Genomic DNA, 13,377 nt, shown 5'->3' on the forward strand with positions numbered 1-13,377 from the left:
CTCAGGAGTACCTCATTCTACGGACGGTCCGCCGGTCTGACAAGGTATTCCCAAAACCGTTGAGACGTACCGAGATACCGGGCGTCATAATCTATTTTGCGGCACGCTTTTCTCTTACGAAGGCCCAAACAACCCCTGTCCACCGAAGATTGTTACAATCGATGCACAGCTTTCCCTCCTTGTTGTGGACCCTGGGAATCGCCTCAATGCAGCCGTTCAACGAACATTTCGATGTGGTCGTAGTCGGCGCCGGCCATGCCGGATGCGAGGCCGCGATGGCTTCCGCGCGCATGGGACTGAAGACCGCCCTCTTTACCTTGAACGTCGATCTGATCGCGCAGATGTCCTGCAATCCCGCCATCGGCGGTATCGCAAAAGGACACCTCGTCCGCGAAGTCGACGCTCTCGGCGGCATCATGGGTGAGATTACCGACGCGGTGGGAATCCAGTTTCGCCTGCTCAATACTTCCCGCGGCCCCGCCGTCTGGTCGCCGCGAGCGCAATGCGACAAGCAAGCCTACCGCCTGAAAATGCGGGAAGTTCTCGAATCGCAACCGAATCTCAGCATCAAGCAGGCTGAAGTAGCGGATGTGATTCTGGAGTCGTCGTTGGTCGATCGTCCTTCGCCATTCGCGGATCCTCCTCAGCACAGTCATCCCGATCGAAGCGAAGGATGTGCAGGAGCGAACAGCGAAGGGCGAACAGCGAACGACGCTCTAGGCGGCCGCATCATCCGGGGTATAGCCCTGCGCGACGGCCGCCGCGTGGCTGCGCGCGCCGTCATCATCACCACCGGCACGTTTCTCAACGGGCTCATCCATTGCGGCGAACAACAATATCCTGCTGGACGCTCTGGCGAGCCGAACGCCGTCCTACTCGGCGAAGCATTGAAGAATCTCGGCCTGCGTGGATGCCGCCTCAAGACCGGCACTCCGCCCCGCCTCGACGGGCGCACCATCGACTGGTCGAAGTTCGCCGAGCAACCCGGCGACATTGATCCCACGCCCTTCAGCTTCCGTACCAAACGCGTAGCGCATCACGACACGCAAGTCCCATGCTTCATCGCGTTCACCACCGAAGAAACGCACAGGGTCATCCGTGAAAACGTTCATCGCTCGCCGATGTATAGCGGGCAGATTCAATCCGTCGGACCGCGTTACTGTCCCTCGATCGAAGACAAGATCGTAAAATTTCCCGACAAACTCACGCATCAACTCTTCCTCGAGCCGGAAGGCCTGAACACGCACGAGATCTACGTGAACGGCATGAGCACGTCGCTGCCAATTGACGTGCAGCTGGCGATTCTCAAGTCGATTCCCGGCCTCGATACCGCCGAGATGATGCGGCCCGGTTACGCCATTGAGTACGACTCGATCGATCCCACCGAACTGCATCGCACGCTCGAGACGAAGAAAATCTCCGGACTCTTTCTCGCCGGGCAAATCAACGGCACCTCCGGATACGAAGAAGCCGCCTGCCAGGGACTGATGGCCGGAATCAACGCTGCCCTGCAAGTCAAAGCGGAGCCGCCGCTGATCCTAGATCGCACCGAAGCCTATACCGCGATCCTGATCGACGACCTGATTTCAAAAGGCACGAACGAGCCGTACCGGATGTTTACGTCCCGCGCCGAGTTCCGCTTGCACCTGCGAATCGACAACGCCGACCGCCGCCTCACTCCCTACGGACGCCGCGTCGGTCTGATCAACGACCAGGCATGGTCCGATTTCGACGCCAAGCAGAAGCGTCTGGAAGGCATGCGCGCGTTGTTGGAGAAGACGCGATTTACATCGGGCATGCTCGACCTGATTTCGGCAGAGCCTGGGAGCCAATCACCCGAAACGGGAGGGCACGACTCTAGTCGTGCCGCAAAGTTCCCTGATTCGACTGCGGCTTTAGCCGCCGGGGCTGAAGCCCAATTCATGGGGAGCGCTATTAGCACGGCTGAAGCCGTGCCCTCCCGTTCTCTGCGCGCCACTCTGGGCCAACCTCTTGCGCAACTCCTGAAGCGCCCTGAAATCACGATCGAAACTCTGGTTCCCGCGTTGCGCACACTCGCGCCAGATTTTTTTGACGAGTCTTCCTCCGTGAACCCCGTGACCTCCGTGGTTAAGATTTCGTCGTCCGTCCGCAACGAACTCAAATCCCTCGAAACCGAAATAAAATACGCCGGCTATCTCGACCAGCAGCAACGTGCCATCGACCGCCTGAAGAAATCCGAACAGCGCCGCATCCCCGAATGGTTTGACTATCGCGCCGTTAGCGGCCTTTCCCGCGAGATGCAGGAAAAACTGGGCCATGTAACGCCGCAAACCCTGGGACAAGCCTCCCGCATTCCCGGCGTAACTCCCGCCGCCGTGTCGCTCATCAACGTCTTTATCGAAATTCAAGCGAAGCGCCGCGAACAGGCGTCCGCGCTGTAACCCGTCCAATCAAACTCACTAGAAACGCAATATTCGCGCGCAGGCCTACATTCTGGATTTGACTGGCACTCACCGAAGTACTCCGCCATCGAGAGTTTAGAATCATCTCGATCTATGCCCAACAACTTGGAAGGCCAAACCGCCCTAGTCACCGGCGGATCGCGCGGCATCGGCCGAGCGATATGCCGGGCTCTTGATTCGAACGGGGCGCGAGTGATCGTCCATTACCACCGCAACCGCACCGCCGCCGAGGAAGTACGCGCCATGCTGTCGCGGCCACCCACCTTGGTGCAGGCCGACCTTGGCTCTGCGGATTCAATCTCCCAAATGGTCGCGTCGCTCGCAGACGATAGCCTCGACATTCTCATCAACAATGCGGGCATTTGGAAACCTACGCCGCTTGGGTCCACGAGCGAGGCACTCCTCGACGAAGTTCTGAGCGTGAATCTGAAGGGCATGTTCTGGCTCACGCAAGCGGCGATGCCCAAACTGCGCGACGACGCGCGGATCGTGAACATTTCGTCCACCGCCGGCCGGGTCGGCATTGCGGGTGGACGCAGCCTCTACAGCGCGACCAAAGCAGCCGTCGATTCGTTTACAAAGAGTTGGGCGCTGGAACTGGCGCCGCGAAAAATCCGCGTCAACGCCGTCGCCCCCGGCTACGTGGAAACCGATATGACCGCGGAGCACCTGGGCAACCCGAAGACAAGGGAGAATGCGCTGAGCCGCCATCCCCTGGGACGACTTGGAACGCCTGACGACGTCGCGAAAGGCGTTGTCTTTCTCTGCTCGGAGGAAGCGTCATTCATTACCGGCCAGTCGCTGAACGTGAGCGGCGGCTTTGTAATCTGATTTATTCCCTCTTGCAACGCGCGCCACTTCAGTCCGGCAAGCAAGGCGGCTGATTATTGTGTCAGGAGCATGATCATGCCGGGACTTGTAGCTGGGCCGTATCTCGACCTTCTCTTTTTCTTCGCTCTGTGGCATACTCCGCTGATGGTGACTGAATCTCGTCACCGGCATCCTGCAATGGAAGCATAAAAATAAATCTGATTTCGGACGAGTTTTCCATCGCCATCACCGAACTTCCACAGGCGCAAAAGGGATACGATGCAACGCACTCACTTAAACATCGTGGCGACCCTAGAGACAACCATCAGCCGCATGCCGGCGAACGTCGAAGCGGAACGTTCGATCCTGGGCGCGATCCTGCTCGACAATCAGGCTTATAACGACGCCGCACAGCACCTGAAGCCCGACGATTTTTCCATCGACGCGCATCGCCGTCTCTATTCCCGCATGATCGATCTCGCCGAGTCGTCCCGGCCCATCGACATCATCACGCTCGTCGAAGAACTCGACCGCCGCAAGGAACTCCAGGCCATCGGCGATGTGGGATACGTTTCCAGCTTGCTCGACGGCGTGCCCGATCGCCCATCGATCGAACATTACGTCAAGATTGTCCGCGACAAAGCCATTCTCCGCGGACTGATTCACGTCGCGAACTCCGCGATTGCCAAAGCTTCCGAACAGGCTGACTCGGCGGACGAAATTCTCAACGAAGCCGAAGCGGCTGTGTTTCAACTCTCCGAAAAGCGCATTGGCAAAGGCTTTCAGGGGATCACGGAAATTGTTCGCAACTCCTTCGGATCGGTCGATGCTCTTCTGCAACGCGGCCAGCGCATCACCGGCCTCGCCACGCATTACACCGACCTCGACGAGATGACCAGCGGATTTCAGAAGGCCGATCTCGTGATTCTTGCCGCTCGTCCCTCCATGGGCAAAACTGCGTTCGCGATGAACATCGCCGAGAACGCTGCCATCGATGACGGAAAAGTTGTCGGCATCTTCTCGCTCGAAATGTCGAGCGAAGCGTTGCTGCAACGTCTGCTTTGTTCGCGAGCGATTGTCGACGCGCAGAAGATGCGCACGGGATCCCTGTGGCGTGATGATATGCAGAAAGTTGTGCGCGCCATGGAGGAGTTGTCGCAGTCGCAACTGTACATCGACGACACGCCTGGACTTTCCATCAGCGAGATGCGTGCGAAGGCTCGCCGCCTCAAACAATCCCAGGGACGCCTCGACATGCTCGTCGTTGATTACCTGCAACTGATGTCGGGCGGCAGCAAGCGTTTCGAAAATCGTACGCAGGAAGTTTCTTCCATCTCGCGCGGACTGAAAGCTCTCGCCAAGGAACTGGAAGTACCCGTGCTCGCGCTCTCCCAGTTAAGCCGCGCTCCCGAAAGCCGCGGCGGCGACCACCGTCCGCAGCTCTCGGATCTGCGTGAATCCGGCTCCATCGAGCAGGACGCCGACCTCGTGATGTTCATTTTTCGCGAAGAGGTCTACAAGCAGGACGACCTCGCGCTCCGAGGCCGCGCCGAGATCATCATTGCTAAACAACGCAACGGCCCGATCGGCCGTTTTGACCTCGCTTTCCTTCACAATTCGACCCGCTTTGCCAACATGGCTGAAGGCAATAACGAGCCCGGAGAATAGGCCCTGAAAGAGGCATCCCACGGGCCAAGTTCGGCGCCCCTCCACCTGTGGAAAATGTTGTGGATGCTAAGGACCCGTTCTGTAACAATCCATAACCGACCCAGTGGTCGGTCATTCCCGCACCCCCTGCCCGTGACCTAAGAGCATGTTTCTAAATTGGTTAACCACACTCCGCGCGGGTGTTAACTAAAGCGGTCCGGGGTCTACACTTTCGTCACAATTATTAGGATTTGCACATTTCGGAATCAAGCGTCTACGCCGGAAAGCCCTGAAATCGCGAATTTTCGCGGCCATCTTCCCGCTCCTGCTTCTTACGCCGGATTGGCCTGTTCCGGCGCGCCCCGCGTCCACCAATCCGCAACGCTGATCCCAACCGCGATCATCGGCTTCTCGACGGTGTGATACAGCACAATCGGGATCGCAATCAGCAATCCGGCCAGCATCGGGAACTTGATCCACGCCGGCCACGAACTGAAGACGTCCGCCACCAGCCAGATACAAAATTGATGCGACAGATAAATCCCATAGGAGTACGTCGCGATCCAGTGGCTCGTCCAACGCAACCAGGAGGTTTGTATTTCCCCGAAGTAGGGAATCGCAACTCCAAGGATCAGGCAGAGAACCCAGGCCGCTCGATTGAGCGGAGCAAGCAGGTACACGCCCACCAGGATCAAAAGGAAAGGAAGCCAGAAAATGGATTTGAATTTTGGAATGTGCGGCAGAACAAACGCAATCACGCCCGGCAGAAAACAGGGCACGAATAGCACCAGCCCAATTCGGTCCCACGGAAAGGTCCCGGCAATCTGCTTGTAAAGGATGGCCACGATGACCGCGATCACCCACAGCACACCCAGCATCCGCAATGCATTTTGCTTTCCGCGAATCCACAGAAATAAAAACGGAAGAAAGACGTACATCTGCACTTCGTAGGGGAGCGACCACAACACGTTGACGATCGATCCGGGCTTGATCACATTCTGGATCAATAGCAAATTAGAAATGATGCGTCCCGTGGGAATTGCCACCACGTGCGAAAGCCCGGTAATGCCATTCGCCATCGAATCCAGGTGCAGAGCGACCGCGGCCAGAACTGCAATCATGCTGAGCGGGTAGATGCGAAAGATGCGGCGAATATAGAAATTTTCAACCAGGGCACGGCCGTTCAAGTGACTGCGTTCCATCGAGTACATCAACACCAGGCAGGTGTGGACAAAGAAAAGATAAACGCCAAACGTCCCCATGGTGGGAGCGCCGATGTGCAGCGCATCAGCCCAGTGAAAACGAACCAGAAGATGCTGTGCCAGGACCAGCAGCACAGCGACCGCGCGTAGGAGATCCAGATTGGCTGACAGCCGCGTTGGCAAAAAAGCTCCGCGAAAAATTCCGCCTCAGACTATCAACCGGAGCATCGCTTGGCAACGGCGTGCCGGCTAACTACTGCCTTCGCCGATTTTCAGCACGGCGAGAAATGCTTCCTGAGGAATATCCACCCGGCCAATGCGCTTCATGCGCTTCTTGCCTTCTTTTTGCTTTTCGAGAAGTTTTCTCTTGCGAGAAATGTCGCCGCCGTAGCACTTCGCAATTACATTCTTGCGGATCGCTGGCACCGTCTCACGAGCGATGATTTTCGCGCCGATCGCCGCCTGGATTGCTACTTCAAACATCTGGCGGGGGATCAGTTGTTTCATCTTCACCGCCAGAGCCTTGCCGCGTTCATATGCGAAATCACGATGGATGATGGTCGAGAGCGCGTCGACCGGCTCGCCTGCCACCATGATGTCGAGCTTCGACATCGGCGATTCCCAATTGCCCGACAGGTGGTAGTCGAGCGAAGCGTAGCCGCGCGAGACCGATTTCAGCCGATCATAAAAATCGAGCACGATTTCATTCAGCGGCAACTCATACTGCAGCATCACGCGCGCCGAGCTCACATACTCAAAACTTTTCTGCTTGCCGCGCTTTTCTTCCACCAGCTTCAAGATGCCGCCGACATATTCTTCATTGGTCAGGATCACCGCTAGAATCACCGGTTCTTCGACCTTGGCGATCTCACTTGGGTCCGGCCAGCGGGAAGGATTATCAACTTCGATTTTGCTGCCATCCGTCTTCGTAATCTGGTAACGAACGCCCGGAGCGGTCGTGATCAGTTCCAGGTTGTACTCGCGCTCCAGCCGCTCCTGGATGATTTCCATGTGGAGCAGTCCCAGAAATCCGCAGCGAAATCCAAATCCCAATGCCGCTGAACTTTCCGGCTCGAAGAAAAATGAGGAATCGTTGAGCCGGAGTTTTTCCAGCGCCTCGCGCAGGCGAGTGTGTTCATGGGCGTCCACCGTGTAGAGTCCCGCAAACACCATCGGCTTGATGTCTTCAAATCCCGGCAACTGCGCGATCGCCGGCCGATCATCATCGGTAATCGTGTCGCCGATTTTCGTATCGGCCACATTCTTGATATTCGCGATGATGAATCCAACTTCTCCTGCGACCAGCTCACCAATCTCCACCGGCTTGGGCGTGAGCACACCAAGCGCTTCCACCTGAAACACCTGTCCGTTTGACCACAGGCGAATCTTCTGGCCTTTTTTCAACGTGCCCTGAAAAACCCTAGCCAGCACGACAACTCCGCGATAGGGATCGAACCAGGAATCGAAGAGGAGCGCCTGAAGATGGGCTTCGGGCTTGCCTTTTGGAGGCGGGATTCGTTTGACGATCGCTTCGAGGACATCGGGTACGCCCTGCCCAGTTTTGGCGCTGATCAGCAAAGCGTCGGTGGCATCGAGACCGACCGCGCTCTCGATCATCTCTTTCGTGCGCGGGATATCTGCGCTCTGCAAATCAATCTTGTTGATGACCGGAATAATTTCCAGTCCATGATTGATGGCGAGATAGGAATTCGCCAGCGTTTGCGCTTCGACTCCTTGCGAAGCATCGACAATCAGCAATGCGCCTTCGCAAGCGGCCAGCGAGCGCGAGACTTCGTAGGAAAAATCTACGTGCCCGGGAGTGTCGATCAGGTTGAGTTGATAGATCTCGCCATCGTGCGCGGGGTACAACATGCGGACGGCATGGGCCTTAATCGTAATGCCGCGTTCGCGTTCCAGGTCCATCGAATCGAGGACCTGTTCCTGCATTTCGCGCATGGCGAGGGATCCGGTCAGTTCCAGCAGTCGATCGGCGAGCGTGGATTTGCCGTGATCAATGTGCGCGATGATTGCAAAATTTCTGATGCGTGTTGCTTCCATGGGATACGTTGATTCTAACAGGTGCAGAGGGCCAGAAGTTTTTGCGACAAATGTTCCACGTGGAACATTTGTACGTGCGATAATATAGGTATTAATCAATACATACAGTGATGACAAATGAAACAACGGAAAGCAGTTTCGAAGAAAAAAGCAACCACGCTCCGGGCGTCGGCTGACGAGCGAAAACGCTCCAAAGAAAAGACGCCGGAGTGGGCCGAACTCTTCAAGCCGATCAAGAAGCCCATTACTCTACGTGTGGACGCCGACGTCTTAGCGTGGTTCAAGAAACAGGGACGGGGCTACCAGACGAGGATCAATCGGGCGCTGCGAAAAGCGATGGAAGAGTGAAGGAAGGTCAGAGGTGAGAGGTCAGATTGCAGAGGTACGATTCACTACCCACGTAGTTTTCAGCTTCGCAATCTGAGCGGGCTCAGTTTCAGCCGGGAGCCGCGGCGAGCCGCGTCTCTACAGCTCACTTTTCTAGAACGGGTTGAGTTTTCCCAAGCCCTTTTTCTTTTTCTTGCTGGTGGAGATGTCGGCTAGTTCTTCGTCTTTCGCAGCCGAAGTAGTGGGCGTCGCAGTTGCGGGAGCAGCGGGCGTGCCTGCCAATTCGTTATTCTGCTGGAGTGGCGGCAAGGCCGTGGGATCAACGATCGGCTTCAGTTCGTTGGGATCCGGTGCGGCGCTGGGTGTCGGATCAGCGGTTGCCTGTTCTGCAGGCGCTGGCTGTTCGGCGGGCGGTGCGACGGCAGCCGGCGGATTCGTGACGGCTGGATTATCCGACCGTGGCGGCTCCTGGTTCGGTGCGGGCGTTCCGTTGATGGTTTGCACGCTCACTTTGTTGTCGCCGCCAACACTGCCGCCGATAGCTCGATTAACCGCTTGCAAGACGTCCTTGGCATTCACCGGGGTCGGATCAGTCATGGTTGGCTCGCCAACGCGGGACGCTCGTCCCGTATCCGGATGCCTGTTGATTGACCCCATCACGCTTGACATCATGCTGGGTTCGCGCCGGCTGGCGATTTCCTTCTTATTGAGTTCGAGAGCAGCACGCGTAGGCCGGGGCACGGGCTGATTCAACGCTTCGAGGCGCGCCTTGGCATCGAGGGCGCGGTCCATCGCGGGATAGCGCTGGATGATCTTGCGATACGCGGCCGCCGCACCTTTTTCGAACTCCTCAATCATTTTGGCTTTGGGACCTTCCGCCACTTTGGGATTTGACTTGATCATGGCGATCTCGCCCTCGTAAGTCTGTCCCAGCAAGAAGAGAGTTTCGTCGGCGCCGCTGTAAAGGGGATAGCGGTCGACCAGGGTCTGCAGGCGCGCGATCGCTGCAGGAAAAGCCTGGCGCAGATAGTAAAAACGTCCGATGTTGTATTCACGTTGCGCCAGAACTTCCTGCACTTCGCGCAGACGCTGCTTGGCTTCCTTGAGCAGCTTGCTGTCGGGATACTGCAGGATCACTTGCCGGTACTCTTCTTCGGCGCGCATCGCGTGCGTGTAGTCGCGATCCGCTTTTTCCATCTGCTGAAAGTGGATGTTCGCGACTTTCAGGGCAGCCTCGGCGGCTTCCGGCATGTTTGGAAAGAAGGTGCCGAAATCCTTGTATTCAATTTCCGCCTGTTGGAGAGCGGTGGACCCGCCTTCGGCGTACCAGGAATCGGCCACGGCCAGCTTGGCGCGGGCGATGAATTCGGAATCCGGATAGGTGTTGATCAGGGTTTGCAGGGTCATGCGTGCGACGTCGAAGCGGTTGTGCTTCATCGCGTCCATGGAGCGGTCGAACAGGACCTTGTCGGGCTGTTTCGAACCCACATTCGCGAGCGGATTGCTGACCTTCTTGTTGGTGCAGGCTACCGAAACTGCCAGGAGCGCGAGTAATCCGGATATCAAAACACGACGCATAGAAACCTCAAAAGGCTGCTGGCTACTAGCTTCTGGCTGCTAGCGACCAAAGCGATTTTGTTTGCCAGCAGCTAGCAGCTGTTGTTCAAACTCTTTGCAAATTGGCGCTGCGGGCGGCTTCCAGCAATGCAGAAGCATTCGCCTTGGGATCGCCTTTACCGAACACTGCGTTGCCGGCCACCAGAATTTCCGCGCCGGCTTGTACTATCTTGCTGACCGTATCCATCGCGACGCCGCCATCGACTTCGATTCGATAGGAGTATCCGCGGGCCGCGCGTATTTCTGCCAGTTTCCTCATCTTACCGAGCGATGAGGAAATAAACTGTTGTCCGCCAAACCCAGGATTCACACTCATCACGAGCACATAATCCACGACATCCAGAACCTCAGACAGCGTTTCCACCGGCGTCGCAGGATTGATCACTACGCCCGCCCGGCAGCCGTGACTCTTGATGAGATGCAGAGTCCGGTTCAGGTGCCGGCAAGCTTCCTGGTGCACGGAGATCCAGTTGGCACCCGCCTCAGCGAAATGCCCTATGTAGTCGTCGGGGTTCTCGATCATGAGATGGCAATCGAGTGGGAGCCGGGTTGCCTTGCGCAGAGATTTCACGACCGGAGGGCCGATGGTCAAATTGGGCACAAAATGGCCGTCCATGATGTCGACATGGATGACGCTGCCGCCGCCCGCCTCGGCCTGAGACACCTGGTCCGCGAGATGAGCAAAGTCAGCCGAAAGAATCGACGGTGCAAGTTCGATCAAAACCGGGAACCTGGACTTAACAAAGGAGATAACCTGCGAAGATTCTAGCACGTGCGGGGCAAAGGGAAAGGCTACGAAAGAGCGGTAGCAGTGGCTCAATTTGTCGAGCTTTTACCACGAAGGTCACGAAGGGTCGCACGAAGGTTCACGAAGGAAATCCTGGCCCAAGCCTTTGTGATACTTCGTGCGGAACTTCGTGGCCTTCGTGGTTTTGCTTCTGCGAGCGGACTCAAAATGACCCACTACCCACGTTTCCCGGTATGAGTCGCGAGTCCCGGCTATGATCTTGAAGGTGACGGCAAGTCCAGATATGCAGCCCGCCCTTCCGCGTCGAAAGGGATCCCGCCCAATCCTCAAGTTCTTTGTTCGATGGCTACTCACGGGTGTGGCACTCCTTTGGTTGCTGGCCGCGCTGACGTTGCTGGCCGCCCGGTGGATCGACCCGCCGTCAACGGCGGTGCATGACCAGCGCCGGTTGCAGGCCTGGATTCAGGGCAAGCCGTATCACGAACGCTACCGATTCATTCCGCTCGAGCAAATCTCGCCCGATCTCCAGCACGCGGTCGTCGCTTCGGAGGACGCGCGCTTCTACCAGCACCATGGGTTCGATTGGCACGAGATCCAAATCGCTGCCGAAGACGACCTGGATGGCGGGCGCTCGCGAGGCGCCTCCACCATTACGCAGCAACTCGTAAAGAACCTGTTCTTCGGAACCGGCCGCTCGATCCTCCGCAAGGGGGCGGAGGTCACACTGGTGCCGGTGGCCGAGCTTGTCCTCGGCAAGCGCCGCATTCTGGAGATTTACCTCAACGTGGTCGAATGGGGCCCGGGGATTTACGGTGCAGAGCCGGCGTGTCGTTACCACTACGGAACGGCCGCCCGGAATATCGACCGGCAACAGGCGGCCCGTCTCGCCGCGATTCTGCCGGCTCCCCTGAAGCGGCGGCCCGACCGCATGAACGACGCCAGCACGCGCATCCTCGAGCGGATGCGCCAGATGGGCTGGTAGTCGCGACCGAACTCATCTCTAACGCTACACTCCTTCCTGTATTGCCTCGACCTCGGCGACCGCCTATGTTCGTTTAAATAGCATTGAATTTGGATTCTGTAGCCTTCCCTCGTTGCCGTCCGTTCCCTCGGAATCGTTCCCGGCCAGCAACCTGCCAAGGCAGATCGGGTACGTCAGATGCCGCTCAAGATCCTCATCGCCGACGACAATGCAACTGTCCGGCGCCTGCTGCGAAGAACGATTGAGGACAATGCGGAACTGAATATTTGTGGAGAAGCTGAGAACGGCCGGATCGCCGTCGAGCAGGTCAGACAATCCAATCCAGATGTCGTGATCCTGGATTTCCAGATGCCGGTCATGAATGGACTGGAAGCGGCTCGTGAGATCGGGCGAATTGCTCCGAAAACCACGCTCGTGCTGTTCACCTTGTATGCCCACGCGGAGGTACTGAAACAAGCGGAGGCGGTCGGTATCCGCCGCGTTTTCTCAAAACCCGATTCCTTCTCCCATCTGGTCGCATGGCTACGAACCATGGCGGTGGTCGGACCGTCATGACACTGCGGTGTTGTAAGCGAGGGAAATGCTTTAGCGACTGCGGGATCGCGAGTGCGTAGGCGCTGGCCGCCCATGCGGAGCCTTGGATCGTGCTCCAACCTTGCCCGGCACTGACTTGCGAACCGCAAATTTCTTAGCGGGTGCATGGCGCTGCGGGCGCTCGCTTGAGAATACTTTTGGTTTGCTAAGCGGCAATACTTTTGGTTTGCTGAGCGGGAATACTTTTGGCTTGCTTAGCGGGATCACCTTTGTTCCCGAGGCCGCCGCCTTCAGGCGCGAAATCTCTTCCAGCGTCAGGCTGCGAAATTCTCCCGGCGGCACATCGAGCGCCAGTGGACCATACTGCACGCGCCGGATCTTCTCCACATGGTGTCCGACTTCTTCGAACATTTTGCGGACTTGGCGGTTGCGCCCTTCGATAATCGTCACTTCGAACCAGGGATTGTCGGACTCGCGGATCAGTCGAATCTTCGCGGGCGCAGTTCGCACCCGTCGTCCACCTTTCTCCGCGATCGAAACTCCCTTGCGCAGCTTTTCGATCTTCCCTTCGTCTGGCTGCCCCGCAACTTTGACCACGTAAACCTTCGGCACACTTGACGACGCCTTCATTAGCCCGTTGGCCAGCGCGCCATCGTTCGTCAGCAGCAGCAATCCTTCACTAGCCCAATCCAGCCGTCCCACCGGATACAGGCGCGCCTTGGCTCCGCCGATTAGATCCATCACCGTCGGCCGATTCTCGGGATCGCTCACCGTCGTGACATAACCCTTCGGCTTATTCAGAACGATGTAGGTATGGCGCTCCGGACCCCGCAGCAACTTGCCATCCACGCGGATGTGGTCCTGCTCGGAGTCAGCTTTCGTGCCCAGTTCGGTGACCATCTTGCCGTTCACCTGCACGCGTCCGGACGTAATCAGCTCCTCAGCCTTCCGGCGAGAAGCGACTCCGGCAGCAGCGATGATCTTTTGTAAACGTTCGATGGGCATTGA

At 57.4% G+C, this 13,377-nt stretch carries 11 protein-coding genes; 6 read left to right on the forward strand and 5 right to left on the reverse strand.

What is annotated here, in order from left to right:
• Positions 1-206 precede the first annotated feature (206 nt).
• The 3 genes from mnmG to dnaB all read left to right on the forward strand — a co-directional run bounded on the left by mnmG (position 207) and on the right by dnaB (position 4,922).
• Positions 207-2,423 carry a tRNA uridine-5-carboxymethylaminomethyl(34) synthesis enzyme MnmG gene (gene mnmG / locus HY010_14945; GenBank protein MBI3477027.1) on the forward strand — a complete coding sequence of 739 codons (2,217 nt, stop codon included), beginning with the start codon at positions 207-209 and terminating at the stop codon, positions 2,421-2,423.
• A 114-nt stretch (positions 2,424-2,537) separates the two neighbouring features.
• Positions 2,538-3,275, forward strand: coding sequence for a 3-oxoacyl-ACP reductase FabG (locus tag HY010_14950; GenBank protein MBI3477028.1), 738 nt, complete (start codon positions 2,538-2,540; stop codon positions 3,273-3,275).
• A 258-nt stretch (positions 3,276-3,533) separates the two neighbouring features.
• Entirely contained in the window at positions 3,534-4,922 is a 1,389-nt protein-coding gene (dnaB, locus tag HY010_14955; GenBank protein ID MBI3477029.1) for a replicative DNA helicase, read from the forward strand.
• Between the two features lie 311 nt (positions 4,923-5,233).
• Here dnaB and HY010_14960 read toward each other — a convergent pair whose 3' ends face one another.
• Positions 5,234-6,286 carry an acyltransferase gene (locus tag HY010_14960; protein ID MBI3477030.1) on the reverse strand — a complete coding sequence of 351 codons (1,053 nt, stop codon included), beginning with the start codon at positions 6,284-6,286 and terminating at the stop codon, positions 5,234-5,236.
• 66 nt (positions 6,287-6,352) lie between these two features.
• Positions 6,353-8,161 (reverse strand): elongation factor 4, encoded by a 1,809-nt coding sequence (gene lepA / locus HY010_14965; GenBank protein ID MBI3477031.1) that lies wholly within the window; start codon positions 8,159-8,161, stop codon positions 6,353-6,355.
• Positions 8,162-8,278: 117 nt separating this feature from the next.
• Here lepA and HY010_14970 point away from each other — a divergent pair, with 117 nt between their 5' ends.
• Positions 8,279-8,509, forward strand: a complete 231-nt coding sequence (locus HY010_14970) for a BrnA antitoxin family protein (GenBank protein MBI3477032.1) — start codon at positions 8,279-8,281, stop codon at positions 8,507-8,509.
• A gap of 132 nt (positions 8,510-8,641) precedes the next feature.
• Here the strand turns inward: HY010_14970 and bamD are convergent, their stop codons facing one another.
• Positions 8,642-10,066 (reverse strand): outer membrane protein assembly factor BamD, encoded by a 1,425-nt coding sequence (gene bamD, locus HY010_14975; protein ID MBI3477033.1) that lies wholly within the window; start codon positions 10,064-10,066, stop codon positions 8,642-8,644.
• A gap of 85 nt (positions 10,067-10,151) precedes the next feature.
• The gene (locus HY010_14980; GenBank protein ID MBI3477034.1) at positions 10,152-10,826 is read right to left on the reverse strand and encodes a ribulose-phosphate 3-epimerase; all 675 of its coding nucleotides are present in this window, start codon (positions 10,824-10,826) and stop codon (positions 10,152-10,154) included.
• Positions 10,827-11,136: 310 nt separating this feature from the next.
• Here HY010_14980 and mtgA point away from each other — a divergent pair, with 310 nt between their 5' ends.
• Positions 11,137-11,835: a monofunctional biosynthetic peptidoglycan transglycosylase gene (mtgA, locus tag HY010_14985; GenBank protein ID MBI3477035.1), complete on the forward strand. Its 699-nt coding sequence runs from the start codon at positions 11,137-11,139 to the stop codon at positions 11,833-11,835.
• Between the two features lie 177 nt (positions 11,836-12,012).
• Positions 12,013-12,390, forward strand: coding sequence for a response regulator (locus tag HY010_14990; protein ID MBI3477036.1), 378 nt, complete (start codon positions 12,013-12,015; stop codon positions 12,388-12,390).
• A gap of 30 nt (positions 12,391-12,420) precedes the next feature.
• Here HY010_14990 and HY010_14995 read toward each other — a convergent pair whose 3' ends face one another.
• Positions 12,421-13,374, reverse strand: a complete 954-nt coding sequence (locus HY010_14995) for an rRNA pseudouridine synthase (protein MBI3477037.1) — start codon at positions 13,372-13,374, stop codon at positions 12,421-12,423.
• Positions 13,375-13,377: the final 3 nt, after the last annotated feature.

Source organism: Acidobacteriota bacterium (genome assembly GCA_016196065.1).
GTDB lineage: Bacteria > Acidobacteriota > Terriglobia > Terriglobales > Acidobacteriaceae > Acidiflorens.

What these genes read in the sequence shown, in the direction of transcription:
- mnmG (MBI3477027.1), top strand. Translation starts at nt 207, where the DNA reads ATGCAGCCGTTCAACGAACATTTCGATGTGGTCGTAGTCGGCGCCGGC.
- HY010_14950 (MBI3477028.1), top strand. Translation starts at nt 2,538, where the DNA reads ATGCCCAACAACTTGGAAGGCCAAACCGCCCTAGTCACCGGCGGATCG.
- dnaB (MBI3477029.1), top strand. Translation starts at nt 3,534, where the DNA reads ATGCAACGCACTCACTTAAACATCGTGGCGACCCTAGAGACAACCATC.
- lepA (MBI3477031.1), bottom strand. Translation starts at nt 8,161, where the DNA reads ATGGAAGCAACACGCATCAGAAATTTTGCAATCATCGCGCACATTGAT.
- HY010_14970 (MBI3477032.1), top strand. Translation starts at nt 8,279, where the DNA reads ATGAAACAACGGAAAGCAGTTTCGAAGAAAAAAGCAACCACGCTCCGG.
- bamD (MBI3477033.1), bottom strand. Translation starts at nt 10,066, where the DNA reads ATGCGTCGTGTTTTGATATCCGGATTACTCGCGCTCCTGGCAGTTTCG.
- mtgA (MBI3477035.1), top strand. Translation starts at nt 11,137, where the DNA reads ATGCAGCCCGCCCTTCCGCGTCGAAAGGGATCCCGCCCAATCCTCAAG.
- HY010_14990 (MBI3477036.1), top strand. Translation starts at nt 12,013, where the DNA reads ATGCCGCTCAAGATCCTCATCGCCGACGACAATGCAACTGTCCGGCGC.
- HY010_14995 (MBI3477037.1), bottom strand. Translation starts at nt 13,374, where the DNA reads ATGCCCATCGAACGTTTACAAAAGATCATCGCTGCTGCCGGAGTCGCT.